The sequence below is a fragment of the Pseudomonas sp. MH10 genome, from assembly GCF_034353045.1.
Classification (GTDB): Bacteria; Pseudomonadota; Gammaproteobacteria; order Pseudomonadales; family Pseudomonadaceae; genus Aquipseudomonas.
Window position 1 is genome coordinate 4,279,600 of sequence record NZ_CP133783.1, and the last position, 21,832, is coordinate 4,301,431.

General features: G+C 55.3%; 18 protein-coding genes. 14 read left to right on the forward strand and 4 right to left on the reverse strand.

All coding sequences use genetic code 11. The features are described from left to right. Positions 1-25: 25 nt before the first annotated feature. The 5 genes from RHM59_RS19100 (at position 26) to RHM59_RS19120 (ending at position 6,416) form a co-directional block, all read left to right on the forward strand. Entirely contained in the window at positions 26-1,273 is a 1,248-nt protein-coding gene (locus RHM59_RS19100) for an ABC transporter permease (RefSeq protein ID WP_322166374.1), read from the forward strand. 11 nt (positions 1,274-1,284) lie between these two features. After that, a complete protein-coding gene (locus RHM59_RS19105; protein ID WP_322166373.1) occupies positions 1,285-2,109 on the forward strand; it encodes an ABC transporter permease in 825 nt (274 codons plus the stop codon). Positions 2,110-2,208: 99 nt separating this feature from the next. After that, entirely contained in the window at positions 2,209-3,582 is a 1,374-nt protein-coding gene (locus tag RHM59_RS19110; protein WP_322285213.1) for a sigma-54 interaction domain-containing protein, read from the forward strand. A gap of 170 nt (positions 3,583-3,752) precedes the next feature. Next, positions 3,753-4,901, forward strand: coding sequence for an iron-containing alcohol dehydrogenase (locus RHM59_RS19115; protein ID WP_322285214.1), 1,149 nt, complete (start codon positions 3,753-3,755; stop codon positions 4,899-4,901). An 84-nt stretch (positions 4,902-4,985) separates the two neighbouring features. Next, a complete protein-coding gene (locus tag RHM59_RS19120; RefSeq protein ID WP_322166369.1) occupies positions 4,986-6,416 on the forward strand; it encodes a hypothetical protein in 1,431 nt (476 codons plus the stop codon). An 842-nt stretch (positions 6,417-7,258) separates the two neighbouring features. On the opposite strand, the gene RHM59_RS19125 is transcribed toward RHM59_RS19120, so the two are convergent. Both RHM59_RS19125 and RHM59_RS19130 read right to left on the reverse strand, forming a co-directional pair. Beyond that, positions 7,259-7,768 carry a hypothetical protein gene (locus RHM59_RS19125; RefSeq protein ID WP_322285215.1) on the reverse strand — a complete coding sequence of 170 codons (510 nt, stop codon included), beginning with the start codon at positions 7,766-7,768 and terminating at the stop codon, positions 7,259-7,261. Then, positions 7,758-10,238, reverse strand: coding sequence for an N-acetylmuramidase family protein (locus tag RHM59_RS19130; protein ID WP_322285216.1), 2,481 nt, complete (start codon positions 10,236-10,238; stop codon positions 7,758-7,760). The genes RHM59_RS19125 and RHM59_RS19130 overlap by 11 nt, the downstream gene beginning before the upstream one ends. A 416-nt stretch (positions 10,239-10,654) precedes the next feature. Here RHM59_RS19130 and rpe point away from each other — a divergent pair, with 416 nt between their 5' ends. The 3 genes from rpe to trpE all read left to right on the forward strand — a co-directional run bounded on the left by rpe (position 10,655) and on the right by trpE (position 13,688). Further along, positions 10,655-11,329, forward strand: coding sequence for a ribulose-phosphate 3-epimerase (rpe, locus tag RHM59_RS19135; protein ID WP_322285217.1), 675 nt, complete (start codon positions 10,655-10,657; stop codon positions 11,327-11,329). Then, complete coding sequence (locus RHM59_RS19140) at positions 11,326-12,144, forward strand: phosphoglycolate phosphatase (RefSeq protein ID WP_322166364.1); 819 nt, start codon at positions 11,326-11,328, stop codon at positions 12,142-12,144. Before rpe ends, RHM59_RS19140 begins: the two co-directional genes overlap by 4 nt. A 68-nt stretch (positions 12,145-12,212) precedes the next feature. After that, positions 12,213-13,688, forward strand: a complete 1,476-nt coding sequence (gene trpE, locus RHM59_RS19145) for an anthranilate synthase component I (RefSeq protein ID WP_322285218.1) — start codon at positions 12,213-12,215, stop codon at positions 13,686-13,688. 117 nt (positions 13,689-13,805) lie between these two features. On the opposite strand, the gene estP is transcribed toward trpE, so the two are convergent. Beyond that, positions 13,806-15,746, reverse strand: coding sequence for an esterase EstP (gene estP / locus RHM59_RS19150; RefSeq protein ID WP_322285219.1), 1,941 nt, complete (start codon positions 15,744-15,746; stop codon positions 13,806-13,808). A 407-nt stretch (positions 15,747-16,153) separates the two neighbouring features. On the opposite strand from estP, the gene RHM59_RS19155 reads away from it, so the two are divergent. The 4 genes from RHM59_RS19155 (at position 16,154) to RHM59_RS19170 (ending at position 19,462) form a co-directional block, all read left to right on the forward strand. Continuing rightward, positions 16,154-16,753, forward strand: coding sequence for an aminodeoxychorismate/anthranilate synthase component II (locus RHM59_RS19155; protein ID WP_322166361.1), 600 nt, complete (start codon positions 16,154-16,156; stop codon positions 16,751-16,753). Positions 16,754-16,785: 32 nt separating this feature from the next. Beyond that, on the forward strand, positions 16,786-17,835 hold the full coding sequence (gene trpD, locus RHM59_RS19160; protein WP_322286727.1) for an anthranilate phosphoribosyltransferase: 1,050 nt from the start codon (positions 16,786-16,788) through the stop codon (positions 17,833-17,835). Further along, positions 17,832-18,656: an indole-3-glycerol phosphate synthase TrpC gene (gene trpC, locus RHM59_RS19165; RefSeq protein WP_322285220.1), complete on the forward strand. Its 825-nt coding sequence runs from the start codon at positions 17,832-17,834 to the stop codon at positions 18,654-18,656. Before trpD ends, trpC begins: the two co-directional genes overlap by 4 nt. Positions 18,657-18,766: 110 nt before the next feature. Beyond that, positions 18,767-19,462: a lipoate--protein ligase family protein gene (locus RHM59_RS19170; protein ID WP_322285221.1), complete on the forward strand. Its 696-nt coding sequence runs from the start codon at positions 18,767-18,769 to the stop codon at positions 19,460-19,462. A gap of 15 nt (positions 19,463-19,477) precedes the next feature. Here the strand turns inward: RHM59_RS19170 and crp are convergent, their stop codons facing one another. Next, the gene (gene crp, locus RHM59_RS19175) at positions 19,478-20,122 is read right to left on the reverse strand and encodes a cAMP-activated global transcriptional regulator CRP (protein ID WP_322166358.1); all 645 of its coding nucleotides are present in this window, start codon (positions 20,120-20,122) and stop codon (positions 19,478-19,480) included. 207 nt (positions 20,123-20,329) lie between these two features. Here crp and RHM59_RS19180 point away from each other — a divergent pair, with 207 nt between their 5' ends. Together RHM59_RS19180 and speD are read left to right on the forward strand one after the other, a co-directional pair. After that, entirely contained in the window at positions 20,330-20,752 is a 423-nt protein-coding gene (locus RHM59_RS19180; RefSeq protein ID WP_322166357.1) for an OsmC family protein, read from the forward strand. A gap of 239 nt (positions 20,753-20,991) precedes the next feature. Then, entirely contained in the window at positions 20,992-21,789 is a 798-nt protein-coding gene (speD, locus tag RHM59_RS19185; protein ID WP_322166356.1) for an adenosylmethionine decarboxylase, read from the forward strand. Positions 21,790-21,832 lie beyond the last annotated feature (43 nt).

Here is a 21,832-nt window from a genome sequence, read left to right on the forward strand (position 1 = left end):
TGTTCAAAGATTTTCGGAGTTCGTTATGGCCATCGCAGTGCCCCTCACCGAAGGCGCCAGCCCCACCCTGAAACAGCGTCTGGCTCGTGCAGAACGGGTTAATCGCTGGAAGGCTCAGGCATTGATCGCGCCATTGGTGCTGTTTCTGTTGCTGGTGTTTCTGGTGCCGATTGTTGCGCTGCTGTACAAGAGCGTCGGTAACCCTGAAGTCGTCAACGCCATGCCGCACACCGTTGCCGCCGTTGCGCAATGGGACGGCAAAAGCCTGCCCTCGGAACCGGTATATAAAGCACTGAGCATCGACCTGGCGGATGCCCGCAAGAATCAAACCCTGGGCGATCTGTCCAAGCGGCTGAACATGGAACTAGCCGGCTATCGCAGCTTGCTGACCAAAACGTCCCGCGCCTTGCCGTTCGCCACCGAACCGGCTTCTTATAAAGACGCGATGGAAGCGATCGATGAGCGTTGGGGTGACCCCGCGTATTGGCAAGCGATCCGTCGTAACACCAGTAGTGTTACCCCCTTTTACTTGTTGGCCGCCGTTGACCATCGCATCGATGACCTCGGTGAAGTGGCGCCCGCGACCCCTGATCAAGCGATTTACCTCGACATTTTCGCCCGCACTTTCTGGATGGGTCTGGTGATCACCATTGTCTGCCTGTTGTTGGCCTATCCCCTGGCCTACCTGCTGGCGAACATGCCATCAAGACAAAGCAACCTGCTGATGATCATGGTGCTGTTACCGTTTTGGACGTCAATTCTGGTCCGAGTCGCGGCCTGGATCGTGTTGTTGCAATCAAGCGGATTGATCAACAGCGCGTTGATGTCTATGGGCATTATCGATAAACCGCTGGAGTTGGTGTTCAACCGACTTGGGGTATACATCTCGATGGTGCACATCATGCTGCCGTTCATGATCTTGCCGATTTACAGCGTGATGAAGGGTATTTCACCCACCTACATGCGCGCCGCAATCTCCCTGGGTTGCCACCCAATGATCAGTTTCTGGCGGGTGTATTTCCCGCAGACCTACGCTGGTGTTGGCGCGGGTTGTCTGCTGGTGTTCATTTTGTCGATTGGTTACTACATCACCCCGGCACTGCTCGGTAGCCCCAACGATCAAATGGTCAGCTACTTCGTCGCCTTCTACACCAACACCAGCATTAACTGGGGCATGGCCACGGCGCTGGGCGGTTTGCTGCTAATGGCGACCGTCGTGCTTTATCTGATTTATAGCTGGCTTGTCGGCGCCAGCCGTATGCGCTTGAGCTGAGGAGAGTCAACATGCTGAGCCCTTACACGTCGCCCATCGAGCGGATCTGGTTTTACGTTCTGCGCATTCTTTGCGGGCTGGTGCTGCTGTTTCTGGTGTTGCCGGTGCTGGTGATCATTCCGCTGTCGTTCAACTCTGGAAGTTTTCTGGTCTATCCACTGCAAGGCTTTTCCATGCACTGGTATCAGGATTTCTTTACCTCGGCAGAATGGATGCGTTCGCTGAGGAATAGCATGATCGTCGCCCCGGCTGCCACGGTTCTGGCCATGGGCTTCGGCACCTTGGCCGCCATCGGTTTAACCCGTGGCAACTTCCCCGGCAAAGCGTTGGTCATGGCCCTGGTGATTTCGCCGATGGTCGTGCCGGTGGTGATTGTCGGCGTTGCTAGCTATCTGTTCTTTGCGCCGCTGGGCTTAGGCAACAGCTACATCTCGTTGATCTTGGTCCACGCCGTATTGGGTGTCCCGTTCGTGATCATTACGGTGTCGGCGACCTTGCAGGGGTTTAACCATAATCTGGTACGAGCCGCCGCGAGTCTGGGCGCCTCACCGTTGACGGCGTTCCGTCGCGTGACCTTGCCATTGATCGCGCCGGGGGTGATTTCCGGGGCATTGTTTGCGTTCGCGACCTCGTTCGATGAAGTGGTGGTCACGCTATTTCTCGCCGGTCCCGAACAAGCCACCTTGCCTCGGCAAATGTTCAGCGGCATCCGCGAAAACCTCAGCCCGACGATTGCCGCTGCTGCTACGCTGCTGATTGCGTTCTCGGTGGTGCTGTTGCTGGTGCTGGAATGGCTGCGTGGTCGCAGTGAGAAAATGAGGACGCAGGAGGTTTGAGTCGTCGTTGTATAAACGCTTCGCCTCTGTAGAAGCCAAGTTGTTGGCGAAAGGTTGAGGTAACATCCTCACCTTTCCGTCCGCGCCATGGAGCCTCAGGTGAACGTCAACGACGCCAGTTTCGAAGAGCTGCTCAATGCGTTGCACGATGGTGTCTACATCACGGACGGCGACGGCAAGACGCTGAAGGTCAATAAGGCCTACGAGCGTTTGACAGGTCTCAACAGCGCGGACTTGATTGGTCGACCGATGCAGGAGCTGGTCAAGGAAGGGGTGATTTCCCAGTCGGCGTCACTGCGCGTGTTGCAGGAAGGCAAGCCGATGTCGGTGATGCAAAGCCTGCATCAGGGCAAGAAATTGCTTGTAAGCGCCACGCCGATTCTCGCCGCAGACCAAAGCATTCGCTATGTCGTCAGTACGGTGCGGGACATGACCGAATTGCTGCGTATGAAGCACGAGCGCGAGGAGCTGCAACAGCTCAAGCAACTACGTAACAGCACCGCCAAACTTCACGCCGGTCAGCGCGATAACCTGCTGCACTCGCCGCTGATGGCCGATCAAGAAGTGTCCGGCAGAGTTTTCGCCTTGGCCCGGCAAGTCGCCAACAGTTCGGTAAAGGTGTTGCTTCAAGGCGAAACCGGCGTTGGTAAAACCTTGGTCGCACACTTTATCCACAACGCCAGCGACCGCGCCAAAGAGCCGTTCTTGGCGCTGAACTGTGGTGCGTTGCCGGAAAACCTGATCGAAGCCGAACTGTTCGGTTACGCCCCCGGTGCGTTCACCGGCGCTGGTCCCAAGGGCAAGCGCGGTTTGCTGGAATTAGCCCACCACGGCACCTTGTTTCTCGATGAGATTGGCGATTTACCGCTCGCGGTGCAGGTCAAACTGCTCAAGGTGATCGAAGAGAATCGCTTTATCCCGGTGGGCGGTCTGGAGCTCAAGGAAGTGGACGTTCGCATCATCAGCGCCACCCATCACGACCTCAAACAACTGGTAGCAGAAGGGCGCTTCCGGGCCGATTTGTATTACCGGCTCAACGTAGTGCCCATTGTGATTCCGGCGTTGCGCGAGCGCAGTGAAGAAGTTGCACCGCTGTTGCATTACTACCTGGACAGTTTTAACGCCCGTTATCAGCGGCAGGTGCAATTGAGCCTCGAAGCCTTCGATGTGCTATGCGATTACGCATGGCCGGGAAATATTCGGGAGCTGATCAATATCGTCGAACGCCTGGTGGTTACCAGTCATGCCGATATCATCGAAGCACTGGACTTGCCCGAAGAAATCCTCAACCTCAATCCCCTGCACACCGATGACAGCCGCCTTCCACTGCGAAAGGTGCTGGAAAATGCCGAGCGCGCCGCCATTCGTACCGCGCTGCAAGTACACAAGACCACGCGGCAAGCCGCTAAAGCACTGGGCGTCAGCCAGGCAACCGTGGTGCAGAAGATGAAGCGTTGGGAACGTTCTGATTAGAATTCCAATCAACGGCCCTTTTAGCGATTAGAAAGCTAATCGCTGTCGTCCTTTCTGGTGGTCTGTTATTTGCGCGAACCCTTGTCCTGCGGGGTTCTGCGGGTTTTGGCACAGCTTTCGCAATTCATCCGGCACGCCCTCGCGCAAAACAACTAATAAAGGACGAGCCGATGAGTATCTCTGCGTTCAAAATCGCCAACAAACTGATCACCGGTCCCGCTGCTATTGAGCAACTGGCCGCTGAGCTGACCCGCTTGAATATCAACAACCCGCTGATCGTTACCGATGCCATCTTGGTTAAATCGGGTACTGTCGATTTGGCTCTCGCCCACCTTGGCGACCGCCGCTACGGCATTTTCGATCAGGTCAAACCCGAGCCGGAAATCTCCATCGTTGAAGACTGCACTCGCGCTTACCGCGAAGGCGGCCATGACGGCTTGATCGGCATCGGCGGCGGCAGCGCCATTGATATCGCCAAGGGCGTCGCAGCCTTTGCCAACCACGATGGACCGTTGACCGAGCTGTTCGGCGTCGATCAAGTCAAGCGCAAAGGCCCGCCGCTGATTGCGATTCCGACCACGGCCGGCACCGGTTCTGAAGTGACCAACGTGGCGATCTTCTCGGACAAACAAGCGCAGTTGAAAAAAGGCATCGTCAGCGATTACTTGCTGCCGGACGTCGCGTTGGTCAGCCCGATCATGACCCTGAGCTGCCCTCGTAGCGTGACGGCGGCCAGCGGTGTTGATGCGTTGGTCCACGCTATCGAATCGTATTTATCGGTCAACAGCTCGGCGATTACTGACGCGCTGGCCATTGGTGCGATCAAGCTGATCGCCAAGGCGCTGCCCAAGGCTTACGCCAACCCGACCAACCTGGCCGCCCGCGAAGACATGGCCACCGCCAGCCTGATGGCCGGCATGGCATTTGGTAATGCCGGTGTCGGCGCGGTGCATGCGCTGGCGTATCCGTTGGGCGGGCGTTTCAACATTGCCCACGGCGTCAGCAATGCCTTGTTGCTGCCGTACGTCATGGCTTGGAACAAGATGGCCTGCGTCGAACGCTTCCGCGATATCGCCGAAGCCATGGGCGTGCGGACGGCGCACCTCAGCGACAAAGACGCCGCCGATCAAGCTGTTCAGGCCATGACCGATTTGTGCATCGCCGTGGACATTCCATCTGGGATGCGCGCCTTCAATGTGCCAGAAGACGCCATTCCAGCCATGGCTGAAGAAGCCAGCAAAATCGACCGGTTGATGCGCAATAACCCTCGCAAACTCACCGCCGCCGACATCGAAAAAATCTACCGCGCCGCTTACTGAGTGATCGCCCGAATGACGCCCGAGCCCTTGGCTTCGGGCGTCTGCCGTACACCGCAACTAAAACCAATAAGACAGGTGCCGTTCATGTCCAACCTTTCCGAACCGGGTCTCGAAAGCCCGTACATCCCGCTGGGTCCGTTCAAAGTGCGTTTGCCGTTCATTCACTACAACTTCGAGATGCCGGACTACCTCCAAGGCTTGTTGATGTGCGCGGTGGACTTGGCAGCCATCCCGCTGATGACCGAACTGCTGGGCATGCCTTTTGAAGTGGCGTTGGCGGTGGTCATGCTCAATGGGCTGCTGTACCTCACTCACCATCTATTGGGTGACCCGACCGTGCCCGGCTGGATCACGCCAGCGGTGCCGTTGTTGATGGCTTATTGCGCGCATTTCCCGATGGGGCCCGAGCGTGTGCACGCATTGATTGCGTTTCAGATGATGCTCGGGGTGTTTTCCATCGCCCTAGGGGCAACAGGGATGGCGAAGAAGGTGGTGGCTTACGTGCCCTCGGCGATCAAATCCGGGATCATCATGGGCGCCGGTTTGAGCGCGGTCAGCGCGGTGTTTCAGGTCGGCGGCAAGTTCGACGTACTGCCGTGGACTATCTCGATCACCATCGGTATCGCGTTCTACCTGATCTTCTCCCAGCACTTCCAAGCGCTGAAACTGCGCAACAAACTCTGGTGGAATTTCGCCAAGCTCGGCATTTTGCCGATCATCTTGCTGGCGGTGGTCATCGCGCCGCTGTTCCATGAAGCGCCATGGCCGACCATTCAGTGGGGCTTCAGCAAACCTGACTTCATGGGGCTGTGGAATAACTACACGATCTTTGGCTTGGGTATGCCGCCGCTGTCGATGTTCATTACCGCGTTCCCGACCATGTTGGCGGTGTACATCATCGTTTTCGGCGACGTGCTCAGCGCCAAGGTGCTGCTCGACGAAGCGCAGCAGATTCGAACCGATGAAAACGTGGACTACAACCCCGACCGTGCGCACCTGATATTCGGAGCGCGTAACGCGTTGATGAGCGTATTCGGTCCAGACGTGGCCATGTGCGGGCCGAAATGGGCGGCCATGTTGGTGGTGGTGATCGAGCGTTTCAAAGGTGGGCCGAAGGCGATGAAGTCGATTTACGGCGGCGTCGGCTCCTTTCGCTGGGGGACCAATACTGGTCTGTTGTTGCTGCCGGTGGTGACACTGGTGCAACCCATTTTGGGCGTGGCGCTGGCGCTGACCTTGTTGATTCAAGGTTATGTCAGCGTGCGTCTGGGCATCCTCGAAGCCCGCAGCCAGCGTGACCTCGGGATAGCCGGGGTAATCGGCGCGGTGTTGGCAGTCAAAGGCGCCAGTTGGGCCTTCGCCATCGGCGTGGTGCTGTGCCTGCTGATTTACGGTAAAAACTTCTTCAAGGGCGAGAACGACAAGACCTTTACCAAGGATGTCGGCGCGGTTGATGCCAAGCCGGTGGTGGTGAAGCCGGTTGTGCGTGCGGTGCCTGAGACAGTGGGTGATTGAACTGACCCTTCGCCACGTTGGCTCCTACAGATAAGCACGATCCCCTGTAGGAGCCAACGTGTTGGGGGTGCGTCCGTATAACCGGTTAACAAGGTCGGTGATAGACGCTACGGCAGCATGGGAGAAATTGCATTCAAGTAATATCGTCGCTCGTCACTCATTCTTGAGGTGCAGTTGTATGCCTAGCTATCTGTCTCTATCTCAACCCCCCCAAGCGCACAATTTTGTCTTTTAGAGGTATCCATGCCAGTTGAGATTTTTTATCATTGATAAATAATCTTGATTTCGGATGATTTTTATATTGTGATTTAACTCTGACTGTAAGCTCCTGATAGCTTTCTTTGAGCCTGCTATTGGCCTCGTCTTTTTCGCCACTGCGCAGGTCAAAACTGCCAACTATTGATTACATTCTTGCAGGCCTCGCTTTCAAAGTCTGAACCGAAAGCGGGATACGCCACTGCAAAAAAAAGCGCCATCGATCAAATATAATTTGATACGCATTATAAGTTGGCTCCTCGATTTTTCCGAAGGTAATTAGCCCGTTGTCGCCCGGGCTTATATTGCTTTAGTGTAGGGGTGTTTTCGATATAAGTTATCAAATCTTCGATACTATTGTGAAACCTTGGTACACGAAGTCGACTAAGATATCTTTGATGGTAGGCAGGAGCTTATCCCATTCAGAGCGTGCCTCCTCGCCAGCTGTCCATCTGTTGTAATTGTTGATAGCGCGATTACGTAATCTGGACATGTAATATCAAATAAATGTTGCTGTTGGGCGTGGGTAGTCTCCGATCCACCTGCTCGATGGTTACCATTCGGCGATTTAGCCTTCGGTAGCAGGGTTAGTTGTTGCAGCCTAGAGCATCGTCTTCATCGCACTTCAATCTCGAAAGATTTCGCAATTTATTTGCATATATTTTACTGCATAAAATTTGAACCTCAGACGAATGCTTTTGATCGTCAAACACTTCGATTCCGGAACTATTGCCCGGAGGTTGATTCTGGTCCGAATTGCTAAAAATACTATATTTGACTGATCCATTGCGGAAGCTAACCTTTAAGTATTCAACTCCAGATCTAAAATAATAATTAAATTTGAAATCTCCTGTCGTAACCTTTCCAACAGGATAAATCAACTCCACATCATTCGCTTTACCAAATACATATTGAAGACCTTGAAGCCCAGCTAATTGATCGTAGACACCACACAACGCTAAATTCTTTCCATTGCTGATCTCACACTGGAATATAGAAACACTTTGCCCGGTGCATATCTTTTGTTCCAATCCGTTTGTGCCTGAGCAGAATATTAGCCCCGCAGTCAAAATGCTCAAATGATATTTACTTTGCATTTTTAATTAACTCATAGTTTTCCGATATCCTGCCATCATAACCGACCTGATTGGCGCCATTATATTTTCTAGCAAACTTCAACCAGTCCTTTTCAATAATGGCAGCCGAAAGTACAGGGTCAGATAAGATAAAGTTAACAAAAGCTTCCAAGTGCTTCCTCTCGGACAATCCCATATCATTTACGAATGCCTCGACGGTACAGTATCCGGCGCGCAAATGGTTATCTCCCATAATCTGAAACCTCCCCCAAGATGCCGATTTAAGGGCAGCGTTCGGATCCAAGGAGTAAGCGCTTAGCAACTTTTCGTATTGAGCGGAAAAACGGCCGTATCCTCCCCCTGTTTTTTGGGAGATTTCAGGATGCGTCTCACCAAATCGGCCTCCGGTGAGCCTATGGAAATAGTGTCTTTCGAACAGTATTGTTGGAACTTTATCGTCACGCCCATTAATAAAATAGCTACCTGAGCTGCCTGTTTCTGTAATGGCTACAGCTTTTATTGCTTCAACTTCACAGCGAAGTCTTGTTGCAGCATTAATATAATCTTCCTCATCTATTACTGAGTTGTCATAAAAATCAAGAAACGAAATTTCTATATTTCGATTATTTATTGAAATTACCGGATGCAATTTTCTATTTTGCAGGCACCCAACAAACTCCACCGGATGAAAATAAGAAACCCGCCCATCCTCCGGCAGCCCAACCTTCTCCGCCACTTCATCCCAAAACACCAAATTATTAATCCGCTCACTCTCATGCCTTAGCCACTCAGGGTCGTGACTCAGACGGTCCCGAAACGCTTGCCAGTTGGCAGCGTCGGCGGTGGTTTGCCATTCGGTGTGGTGGTGGGTGATGAGTTTTGACCAGCGATTTCTGAACGCGGGGTTTCTCAGTGTCAGCCGCAGTTCTTCAGCGCTGACGTTTCCGTCGTGATTGACGTCGGCCAAAGCGTGCAGGTGTTTATAGAAATTACACACCTTCCCCGAAATCAAAGGGCTGCAGCTATTGGCACCTTGCTCAACGATCTTGAAGCCAAGCGCCTTGAAGTCGTGTTGACTGACGATCTGGGCCTTGGTTGTGCCGTCCTGTACTCCTTGTTTACTGATCAATGCTTCAAAATTACGGATCGGCGCTTTGGGGGTAGGGACCTTTTCCTGGACGTTAATCTTGTAGGCCAGGGCGCCGTCTTTGTCTTTTACGACCGGCAACTTGTTCAGGTCAAACACATGGTCTTGAAACAGAAATCTCCGGAGCTCGCTTTCGGTGTCTTGGGCCACGATGTCCGGTTGCAGTTTGGGTACGTGGAGGTATTGCTTGCCGTGTTTGAGACCGGCTTCGTTGCTGAGAAAAGCGTCGAGGTTCGGGTCGCAGGTGAAGACTTCCAAATGCACTTGGTGTTTGGATGTCTTGCCGGTTTCGGCGGGTGTTTCGTACAACCCAAGGTAGCCCACCGGGGCGCCAGCTTTGATCGGGATCGGTTTTTCGGGAACGATAACGCTGTCCAGACCGACCGGCTCAGTGCGCGGAAACTCCAGCTCAATCTCATCCACGTAGGCCCAAAACGCTTGAATGAGAGGCTCGCCTCTGATGGTGGTCGGGGCAATGGTGCAGCGCGCCATGGGCCGTCGGGTGCCATCCGGTGCGTTGACCAACACGGTGTGTGCGTTATCAAAACGAAAGGTATAGCCCGAGGGTAACTGTTCCCGCACGCCGTAGCTGGCGCCCGGTTCGTTATTCTCAGGCGCGCGATGCATGTCCAACCCGTGGAACTGCCGCACGCGGGCTTCAACCATGCCTTGCCAATACACAGGTCGGGCTCGCGCAGGTGGCAGCACCTTGGCCAACAGCAACCGACAGTTATCTGGGGTGATGGGTTGCCCGTGTTGGTGGCTGGCGAACCAGAGTTCTGCACCGGGTTTGAATGGACCGTCGGGTGGTGCCCAGACAAGGCGGCCTTTGGCAAAGCGATAGCCTTCGGCGCCTTCTCGCTCTTCAAGAATGTCGAACACGCTGCCAGCGAGGATCACCCCGATCTTTTTACTGCCGGGTTCACCCAAGGGCACATTGCGGGCTGCGCGGTCGCCGAAACCGACTTGCACGCGGTTGGCGTAGGTCGGGTCATCATTCGGATAGCGCTCAAAGGGCAGCAGGTGCATGTACAGGCTGTAAAAGGTCAGGCTGTTTTGCTTGCCGTGGTCGGGCCCTTCTTCGGGATTGGGCGGTGACTGATAAGTGTGGCGGACCAAGCAAAACGAGGTGGAGTATTTCAGTTGCAGGCAACTTGCGTCCTGTTCGAACTGGGAATCGAGGTAGTCGGCATTCAAGCGGTAAGCGACCACTTCACCGTCGGCGATGCAGCGCACCGGTTCGTTGTGGACGCAGTGCGGGGCGCTTTCATTGCTGATATGAATACCGCCGTGCCAGAAGCCGCTTTTGCTCAATAAGTAGAACCCCGACGTTTCTTTCTCCAACAGTTGATGCAGTTGCTCGGCGTCAGCAAAGGGTTTGCCATCCGCCTTGCGGATCGGGAATTGGAAGAGTTCACTGACGCTGGTTTTTGGAATATTGGACATGGGCCGGTCTTCATGGGGGAGAGGCCCGACGAGTGTCCAGTAGCAAAAAATAGATATATATAGTCCGCAACCGACCAGTCGCGTAGGGCAATTCCCGCTTACCCGTGGGTAATTGCTTAAAGGATACGGCTACAGCGAAAAGGCCAAGAAAGCGGTTTCTATCCTCCGTACCATTCGCTTGCTCCTGTGGAGCGACTCCCAACAGATAAGCGCGTGTCGATAGTGCATTCATCGGCTCTTGCACTGCTTCAGGTGCCGGCGATCACTCATGAGGTACAATGCGCGCCACCGTGATTATGCTCAAAAGGTGCGTCATGCAGCCCTTCGTTATTGCTCCTTCGATTCTCTCCGCCGACTTCGCCCGCCTGGGCCAGGAAGTGGACGCTGTTTTAGCCGCTGGCGCCGACACCGTGCACTTTGATGTGATGGACAATCACTACGTGCCGAACCTGACCATCGGGCCAATGGTGTGTACCGCGCTGCGCAAGTACGGCATCACTGCGCCGATTGATGTGCATTTGATGGTCAGCCCGGTCGATCGCATCATTGGCGACTTCATTGAAGCCGGCGCCACGTACATTACCTTTCACCCAGAAGCCACGCTGCACATAGACCGCTCATTGCAGTTGATTCGTGAAGGTGGCTGCAAGGCGGGGCTGGTGTTCAATCCGGCCACGCCGCTTAACCTGCTTGAGTACGTGATGGACAAGGTCGACATGATCTTGCTCATGAGCGTCAACCCAGGTTTTGGCGGGCAGAAGTTCATTCCCGGCACCCTAAACAAACTCCGTGAAGCGCGGGCGTTGATTGAGGCGTCGGGGTATGACATTCGCCTGGAAATCGATGGTGGTGTGAACGTGAATAACATTCGGGAAATCGCCGTTGCCGGTGCTGACACTTTCGTAGCCGGTTCAGCGATTTTCAATGCTCCGGATTACAAGGAAGTCATTCAGAAAATGCGTGCAGAATTGGCGTTGGCTCGTCCATGAGTGGCTTCGAGCAGCTGTTTCCCGGCCGTTTGCCCAAGTTGGTAATGTTCGACCTGGATGGAACGTTGGTCGATTCAGTGCCCGACTTGGCCGCCGCCGTCGATAGCATGCTGCTCACGTTGGGACGTTCCCCGGTCGGTATCGAATCGGTGCGAGTCTGGATCGGTAACGGCGCGCGGGTATTGGTACGCCGGGCGCTGGCCAATGATTTTGACCATTCGGCCGTCAGTGAAGCCGACACCGAGGCTGCGTTGGCGATTTTCATGGAGGTCTATGCCGGCAGTCATGCGCTGACAAGGGTTTACCCCGGCGTACGCGAGACCTTGAAGTGGATGCAGAAGCAGGGTGTTGAGATGGCCCTGATCACCAATAAGCCGGAGCGCTTCGTCGCGCCCCTGTTGGACGAGCTGAAATTGGGGCGTTTTTTCCGCTGGATCATTGGCGGTGACACCATGCCACAACAGAAGCCTGATCCGGCGGCCTTGTTTTTCGTGATGAAGATGGCCGGTGTTCCGGCTTCCCAATCGCTGTTTGTCGGCGACTCGCGCAACGATGTGCTGGCGGCGAAAGCGGCTGGCGTTGCGTGTGTAGCACTAAGTTATGGCTACAACCACGGCCGGCCTATTGAAGAAGAATTGCCGGCGTTGGTCATCGACGACCTGCGCAAGCTGCTCCCCGGTTGCTTAGATCCGGCGGCTGAGCTAACGTTGGCCGACCTCAATTGCCCCCCTAAAAGAGATTCCATCGTGGTGGTTACCTGCAAACTCTGGATGAAAGTCATCAAGGCTCTGGCCCGTTGGCGTTGGCGCGTCTGACTTGATTCTGGCCGGCTCCCCGGCGCGTTTGCACACCTGACCGTTTACCTCAAGCCACGAGGCTGATCATGATCCGCGAAGAATTCCTGCGTTTGGCTGCTGCCGGTTACAACCGTATCCCGCTTGCCTACGAAACCCTTGCCGACTTCGACACCCCGCTGTCGATCTACCTGAAACTGGCCGACCAGCCAAACTCCTACTTACTGGAGTCCGTACAAGGCGGCGAGAAGTGGGGGCGCTATTCCATCATCGGCTTGCCATGCCGTACGGTGATGCGTGTTCACGAAGAACAGATCAGCGTGACCCTGGACGGTGTTGAAATCGAACACTTGGAAAGCGAAGACCCGCTGGCCTTTGTCGAAGAGTTCAAGGCGCGCTACAACGTACCAACTATCCCCGGACTGCCGCGTTTCAACGGCGGGTTAGTGGGATATTTCGGCTACGACTGCGTGCGCTATGTCGAGAAACGCCTGGGCAAATGCCCGAACCCGGACCCATTGGGGGTACCGGATATCTTGCTGATGGTGTCCGACGCCGTGGTGGTGTTCGACAACCTGGCGGGCAAGATGCACGCGATTGTGTTGGTCGATCCGGCTGAGGCCAACGCTTACGAAAACGGTCAGGCGCGCCTTGAAGAGCTGATGGAAAAACTTCGTCAGCCGATCACGCCCCGTCGCGGGCTGGACCTGACCCGCCCGCAAGCGCCAGACCCGATCTTCCGCTCCAGTTTTACCCAAGCGGATTACGAGCGGGCAGTGGATACCATCAAGGAATACATCCTTGCCGGTGACGTGATGCAAGTGGTTCCGTCACAGCGCATGTCGATTGATTTCAAAGCGGCGCCGATTGATTTGTATCGTGCGTTACGCTGCTTCAACCCAACGCCGTACATGTACTTCTTCAACTTCGGTGACTTCCACGTGGTGGGCAGTTCGCCGGAAGTGCTGGTGCGGGTCGAAGATAATCTGATCACCGTTCGCCCGATTGCTGGCACGCGCCCGCGCGGCGCCAACGAAGAAGAAGATCTGGCGCTGGAGCTGGACCTGCTGTCTGACCACAAGGAGATCGCCGAGCATCTGATGCTGATCGACTTGGGGCGCAACGATACCGGTCGGGTGTCGGAAATCGGCTCGGTCAAGCTGACCGAAAAGATGGTCATCGAGCGTTATTCCAACGTTATGCACATCGTCTCCAACGTGACCGGGCAGCTGAAAAGTGGTCTGACGGCAATGGACGCTCTGCGCGCGATTCTGCCTGCGGGAACTTTGTCCGGTGCGTCGAAAATCCGTGCCATGGAGATCATCGACGAACTTGAGCCGGTAAAACGTGGAGTGTACGGCGGCGCCGTAGGTTATCTCGCGTGGAACGGCAATATGGACACCGCCATTGCGATCCGCACGGCAGTGATCAAAAACGGCGAACTGCACGTTCAGGCTGGGGGCGGTATCGTTGCCGACTCAGTGCCAAGGCTTGAATGGGAAGAAACCCTCAACAAACGCCGGGCGATGTTCCGCGCCGTAGCGTTGGCTGAGCAGGAGCCTTAATACCCCAATTCCCTGTGGAACCGAATTCATTCGGGAAAGCAACAACGCGGCGGGTCACACGGACCACGCCGCCTGTTTCCCGAATAAATTCGGTCCCAAAGGCTGAAATCCTCTCTGTTAAAAGTCCACACTCACCGCCAAACCAACCCCTTGCTGGGTCACGTCGTCGGCCTTGCGCCAGTTGTAATTCGCCCTCAATGACACCTCCTGAGTCAGCTTCTGGCTAATGCCAAGACTGGCGCGGTTGATGCTGCTTTCTGGTTTGTAACCGTTCAGCGTGAAGTCGATGTTTGGCAGGCTGTTGAGCGCGATGGTCACGTCCTGCTGATTATTGGCGAACTCGTGTTCATGGGCTGCTTCAGCAAACAGTTGTGTCGACGACGTTACCTGAACCTTGCCTTGAAGCCCTGCACCGAGACGCCGGGAATTGCGTCGCTGATCATCGAAGGTCAGCGCTGTAGAGCGGTCGCTGTCTTCCGAATAGCCATTCACTACGACATGGGCATAGTCGGCGCTGATGAACGGCGACAAGTGCCAAGCGCTACTGACGTGGGCGAGGTCGAAACCCAAGCGAGCACTGAACGCCCACAACTTGCCATCGGTATCGCCTTTCTCTTCGCCTTCGGCTACGCCCAGTGCGAACTTACGGTTGGCGTCCTGATAGTCGAGTTTGCCGCCGGTCAGCGCTGCGTCTGCCCACAGGTGGGTGGCGTGGTATTGCAGGAACGCAGTGGCTAAATAGCTGTTGAGTGAATAGTCGGAATCTCGGGGGCCTGCTTCCAGCCGTTGCCGGTAGAAGCCTGCCGCAACCCCCGCACGCCAATCGTCGGCAAATCGATAGCTGCCACCGACGGTCAAGTTGTAACCATGACCGTTTGCACTGGCGGCGCTGTTCTGGTCGTCGAAGTTCATGCGCTCACCGCCAGCGGCAACGATGGCGCGCCATTGCCCAACGGTTTGCCAGTTACCCTCGTCGGCCAACCACTGGCTGCGCAGTTCATCTTGATGGGCATTCAACGTTCCGAGGGCCATCTCCGGCAGCAGGCTTATTTCCCACGGCGCAGACAGTAACGAATAGGCGTAATCGGCGATCAACTGCTGCCCGGCAATCGTCGGGTGCACGCTGTCGTTGAACAACAGCTTGGTGGGATCAGGTGTTGCGCTGTCTAGGCCGTGGGCCAAGTTCTCCGTACAACCATCACCGTTGAAGCAGGTGCCAACCAGGTTCTGGCTGGCATCTAGGCCGAACCGTGCAGGGTTGGCCAAGGTTTCCTGAATCAGCAGCGGAATGTTCAGCGGGATTATTTCGGCGTTGATCTGGGACAGGCGATTAACCAGTTCGGAGTTGAACGCGGCACTCAACTGAGAGCTGGGCGTTTGCGCTGGCGTGCCAAACGACGCGGGTGTCAAGCCAAGGTCAGGTAACAGCCAGACCATGATGTAACGCGCGCCCGCTTGCTGCAGGGCCTGGGCACTGTTCGCCAGTTGGTCTGCCGAAACGCCTGCGGAGGTGGCATCGACGACCAGTCCTTGAAAAAAGTCGTTGCCGCCACCGGACAGGAAATACAGCGCGTTGGGGTCGGCGCGGAAGTTGTTCGCCACCAAGTAACCGTCCTTGCTGCGCAATACCGTGCCGCCGCCGGGCTGGTCATCAGGAATCGCCACTTCAGAGGTGTAAGTGATCGAGTCATAAATCTGGTCCGTTCGATAACCCCCGACGGCATAGTTATTACCGTCCTTTAAACCGAGGAGGGCGTTGACCGGTGAGGTGGATGGCAAGAGGTCGCGGGGCGCGATACCGAGCTTCACACCGAGCAACGTGGTCGAAACCGGTCCATAGGCCTCGCCACTGCCGTCTTGAAACGTTGGGCCGGTGCGGTTGGTGAAACGCAAACCTGAGAGATTTGGGCCGGTAAGGTCAGGGTATTGCCCTGAATCGCTCAGGCTATCGCCAAATACCAACATGGTGGAGTAGGGAGAAGGGGCTGCCAAAGCGTGAGAGCAAGCCAGGGAAAGAATACATGCGGCGAACGGCAGGGACAGCGCCTGTTTATTCATTGTTATGATCCCCTTTTGTCGTTGTTTTAGTTATACCTCTACGAAAGTAGCAAAGCTTTGGCCGCCTTGCGCCTCACGTCGTTGCTAAATGCTCAATGGCCCGTCACTACGGCGATATTGCACCCGGTGCTTGGGTAAGCTAATGTGCCCGGACGTATGAAAATGAGACCTCCTCCATTGTTAATCGTCAGTAAATTCTTGATGCGCGTTATCAAGGCTCACGCCCGTTGGCGTTGGCGCGCCTGACTGTGTCCTCCCGGCCACGCCGGACTTGTACCTACAGCCCTTCGATTGACTTGCCAAAGCACCTGCGCTGGATGGATTTCAGTGACCAGCGTGCATGCGCCGAGCCAGCGGATAACGTCCAGGGGTTGCTTTAAAAGTCAGTACTTCAAGAGGTTAATCACATGCTGCTGATGATCGATAACTACGATTCGTTTACCTATAACGTCGTGCAATACCTGGGTGAGTTGGGTGCAGAGGTCAAAGTGATCCGCAACGACGAGCTGACTATTGCCGAAATTGAAGCCTTGAACCCCGAACGCATCGTGGTTTCCCCTGGCCCCTGTACCCCAACTGAAGCGGGCGTTTCGCTGGAAGTGATCAAACACTTCGCCGGCAAGTTGCCATTGCTCGGTGTTTGTCTCGGGCATCAGGCCATTGGTCAGGCGTTTGGCGGTGACGTGGTGCGTGCTCGGCAGGTGATGCATGGCAAGACCAGTCCGGTGATCCATGAAGACCTTGGTGTGTTCGAAGGCTTGAATCATCCGTTGACGGTCACCCGTTACCACTCGCTGGTGGTCAAACGCGAGACATTGCCCGCGTGCCTTGAGTTGACGGCATGGACCGAACTCCAAGACGGCTCGGTTGATGAAATCATGGGCTTGCGCCACAAGACGCTGAATGTCGAAGGGGTGCAATTCCACCCCGAATCGATTCTGACCGAGCAGGGCCATGAGCTGTTCGCCAACTTCCTCAAACAAACCGGCGGCACTCGCCAGGTTTAAGAGGCTTCAAGGTTATGAGTAAGGTTATGGCTATGGATATCAAAGGCGCGCTGGGTCGTATCGTTAACCAGCTGGATTTGAGCACGGAAGAAATGCGCGACGTCATGCGTGAAATCATGACCGGCCAATGCACTGAGGCGCAGATCGGCGCATTCATGATGGCCATGCGCATGAAGAGCGAAAGCATCGACGAGATCGTCGGCGCGGTCACCGTTATGCGTGAGTTGGCCGACAAGGTTGAACTCAAGACTCTCGACGGTGTGGTCGATGTGGTCGGCACCGGCGGCGATGGCGCCAATATTTTTAACGTCTCCACCGCCTCGGCGTTTGTGGTTGCGGCAGCGGGTTGTACGGTGGCCAAACACGGTAACCGCGCAGTATCCGGCAAAAGCGGCAGCGCTGATTTGCTCGAAGCGGCTGGCATTTATCTGAACTTGACCCCGGTGCAAGTCGCTCGCTGCATTGATAGCGTTGGCATTGGTTTCATGTTCGCTCAGTCCCACCACCGCGCGATGAAGTTCGCTGCTGGCCCACGACGCGACCTCGGTCTGCGCACCCTGTTTAATATGCTCGGCCCGCTTACGAATCCGGCTGGTGTCCGCCATCAGGTGGTTGGGGTGTTCAGCCAAGCGTTATGCCGGCCGTTGGCCGAAGTGTTGTCGCGCATGGGCAGCAAGCATGTCTTGGTCGTGCACTCTCAAGACGGTCTGGATGAATTCAGTTTGGCAGCACCGACTTTTGTCGCCGAGCTGAAGAATGGCGAGATCACCGAATATTGGGTGCAGCCGGAAGACCTGGGCATTAAAAGCCAAAGTCTGTTTGGCCTGACCGTGGAAAGCCCGGCTGCTTCGCTGGAGTTGATTCGCGATGCATTGGGTCGGCGCAAGACTGAAAACGGTCAGAAAGCCGCCGAAATGATCGTCCTCAATGCCGGCGCCGCGCTCTATGCGGCGGATCATGCCTACACGCTGAAACAAGGCGTAGAGCTGGCCCACGATGCGCTGCACACCGGGCTGGCCCGGGAAAAACTGGAAGAGTTGGGTGCCTTTACTGCGGTATTCAGACAGGAGAACGAAGGATGAGTGTGCCGACGGTTCTGGAAAAGATTCTCGCCCGAAAGGTCGAAGAAATCGCCGCGCGCAGCGCTTTGGTCAGTCTCGCTGAGCTAGAGCGCCAAGCGGCGTTGGCCGATGCGCCACGGGGTTTCGCCAATGCGCTGATCAAGCAGGCGAAGAAGAAACAACCTGCGGTCATTGCCGAAATAAAGAAAGCGTCGCCGAGCAAAGGCGTGATCCGCGAAAAGTTCTTTCCAGCGGAAATCGCCAAGAGCTATCAGGCCGGTGGCGCTACGTGCCTGTCGGTGCTGACCGACGTCGATTTCTTTCAGGGCGCCGACGTGTATTTGCAACAAGCCCGCGCGGCGTGCTCCCTGCCGGTGATTCGCAAAGACTTCATGATCGATCCGTACCAGATCATCGAAGCCCGTGCCCTGGGTGCTGACTGCGTATTGCTGATCGTTGCTGCGCTGGAAGACGCGAAGATGGCCGAACTGGCCGCCGTCGCTAAAAGCGTGGGTCTGGACGTTTTGGTCGAAGTGCATGACCTCGACGAGCTGGAGCGGGCGCTCAAGACCTTGGACACGCCGCTGGTGGGCGTTAACAACCGAAATCTGCACACGTTTGAAGTGAGCCTGGAAAATACGCTGGACCTGCTGCCGCGTATTCCTCGTGATCGTTTGGTTATCACCGAGAGCGGTATCCTCAACCGTGCGGACGTCGAGCTCATGGAAATCAGCGAGGTGTATTCGTTCCTGGTGGGAGAAACGTTCATGCGTGCAGAACATCCGGGGGCTGAATTGCAGCGACTGTTTTTTCCTGAGCGTGGGCCGTTGATTAGTAATTAATTCAGAGACTGCGTGATGCCATTCGCGAATGAATTCGCTCCCACGGAAAACAGGTATCTCTGTGTGCGAGTTACTCGCGAAGACGATGTGACAAGCACTAGGAAATTCGCATGAACAACCCCGTCATTCCAACCACCGTTGCCGAAGGCCTTAAAGCCGAACAAGACTTGCTCGCCTCGGTGTGTGCGGGCGAAGCCGAATTCGGTTTGCTGTTCTGGCGACCGACTGATCGCGCCTTGGTGATGCCGCGTCGAATGAGCCGCCTCGTGGGTTTCGATGCGGCTACCGAAGCCTTGGCAGACCTCGGCTGGCCGATTCTGCTGCGTGAAAGCGGTGGCGAGCCTGTCCCGCAATCCCACGCTACGGTGAACATCGCATTGGTGTACGCCCAGCCGCGCAGCGACAACGATCGAGACCGAATCGAAAACGCCTATGTGCGTTTGTGTCAGCCGATCTGCGACGAGTTGATCGCACTGGGTGGCGCGGCGTCAGTTGGGGAAGTGGAGGGCGCTTTTTGTGATGGGCGTTTTAACGTCAACCTCGACGGCCGCAAAATGGTGGGTACGGCCCAGCGTTGGCGGCAAAGCCAGGGTGGTCAACGTCCTGTAGTGCTGGTGCATGGTGCATTGCTGCTGGATAACGAACGTGAAGACATGGTCGCTGCGGTGAATGTGTTCAACCAGATTTGCGAGCAACCACAGCGCGTAAGGGCTGAAAGTCATATCGCCTTGCATGAAGCTTTCCCGGCAGCCGACGTACTGGAACAACTGGCCGGGCGCTATCAACGAATGCTCGACGAGTTTTAACGTCGATCAGGACGTTCAGCGTGTGCCAAACACCACCATGGTTTTACCTTTGACGTTTACCAGGTTCTGCTCTTGCAGCGCCTTGAGTACGCGGCCAACCATCTCCCTTGAACAGCCCACAATGCGCCCGATTTCCTGACGGGTAATCTTGATCTGCATGCCGTCGGGGTGGGTCATGGCATCTGGCTGCTTGCACAAGTCCAGCAGGCTACGAGCGACACGGCCGGTCACGTCGAGAAATGCCAGATCGCCGACTTTCCGTGTGGTGTTGCGCAGCCGCTCGGCCATTTGGCCGCCGATGGCGTACAGGATGTCGGGATCTTGCTGAGTGACTTCACGGAACTTGCTGTAACTGATTTCCGCCACTTCGCACTCGGTCTTGGTGCGCACGCCCGCACTGCGCTCAATCGCATGTCCGACCTGATCAAACAAGCCAAGCTCGCCCAGGAAGTCTCCCGCGTTGAGATAAGCCACGATCATCTCCCGGCCTTCATCATCTTCGATCATGATCATTACTGAACCCTTGATGATGAAGAACAGCGAGTCAGACCGATCACCCGCGCAGATGATGTTGCTTTTGGCGGCGTACCGACGGCGCTGACAATGGGCAAGGAGCTTGTCGAGATTCTTGATCTTGGGTGTAAGGCTTAAAGCGACCATGCATGTATCCCGAAAAAGTACTGCGCCACGAGTCATCCTTTTGGGTATCGGCCGCGCCAGTGATTTGCCGCAGCTTATCAGGACAGATCGCCGAGAATTAGGAAATTTCCTACGTCGTTATTCGGATTTGGCATTTAGCGCTAGATCCAGCGAAAGGGTGGCCCTGTGCTAAGCTGGCGACCCTTTTTTAACAGTGGAGTCTTGGTGATGAAGGCACGCATCCAATGGGCTGGCGAAGCCATGTTCCTCGGTGAATCCGGCAGCGGTCATGTGGTGGTGATGGACGGCGCGCCTGAGAGCGGCGGTCGTAACCTAGGCGCTCGGCCCATGGAAATGGTGCTGATCGGCCTGGGTGGCTGCAGCAATTTTGACGTGGTCAGCATCCTGAAGAAGTCGCGTCAGGCGATCGAAAGCTGCGAAGCTTTTCTTGAAGCCGAGCGCGCCAGCGAAGACCCAAAGGTGTTTACCAAGATTCATCTGCATTTCGTGGTCAAGGGCCGCGGTTTGAAAGAAGCCCAAGTTAAGCGGGCCATCGAGTTGTCGGCTGAGAAATATTGCTCGGCGTCGATCATGCTTGGTAACGCTGGCGTCGAGATTACTCACGACTACGAAATCATCGAACTGGGCTAAACGGACACCCAAATTTCATAAAATCGGCGCAGACTCTGGCAGACGGCTTGTTACGTCTGCATAATGCGCCCCTTTTTCAGGGTAAGGCCCGTTCCATCAGGGCTGTAGATGCGCCCGAACAGACAACCAAAATCGCCACCGCGAAGAGGTGTTAACCGTCCTACGCAGATGAGACGTTCTTATCTGACGGGCATGCTTGATTACGCGGCTCGACCGCACAAATAAAGAGAGTTTTATCGGTGAAAAGCAAACTCAAGCTCCACGGGTTCAATAACCTGACCAAGACCTTGAGCTTCAACATCTATGACATCTGCTATGCGGAAACCCCGCAGGACCAGCAGGCATACGTCGAGTACATCAATCGTGAGTACGACGCCGAACGCCTGACGCAGATTCTGACTGATGTGGTCGATATCATTGGCGCCAACATCCTCAATATCGCTCGCCAGGATTACGATCCACAAGGCGCTAGCGTGACCATTTTGATCTCCGAGCAGCCGGTGACACCTACCGACAGCCAGATCGAAGAGTCGCCGGGACCGCTGCCAAAAGAAACGATTTTGGCTCACCTCGACAAGAGCCACATCACGGTGCACACCTACCCGGAAATTCACCCGGTTGACGGCATCGCGACGTTCCGTGTCGATATCGACGTGTCGACTTGCGGGGTAATTTCACCGCTCAAAGCGCTGAACTATCTGATTCATCAATTCGACTCAGACATCGTCACCGTTGATTATCGTGTTCGCGGTTTCACCCGAGACATTGAAGGTAAGAAGCACTTCATCGATCACGAGATCAACTCGATTCAGAACTATCTTTCTGACGATACGCGTTCGGCTTATCAGCTGACGGACGTGAACGTGTACCAGGAAAATATGTTCCACACCAAGATGCTGCTCAAGAACTTCGAACTGGATAACTACTTGTTTGGGGATGCGACCAGCAACCTGTCGACTGAGCAGCGTGATCAGGTCACCGAACGGGTGAAACACGAAATGCTGGAAATTTTCTACGCTCGGAACATGCAGCCTTAAGGGCAGTCCTTCGCAGTAGATGTAAAAAGGCGCCTGTTGAGGC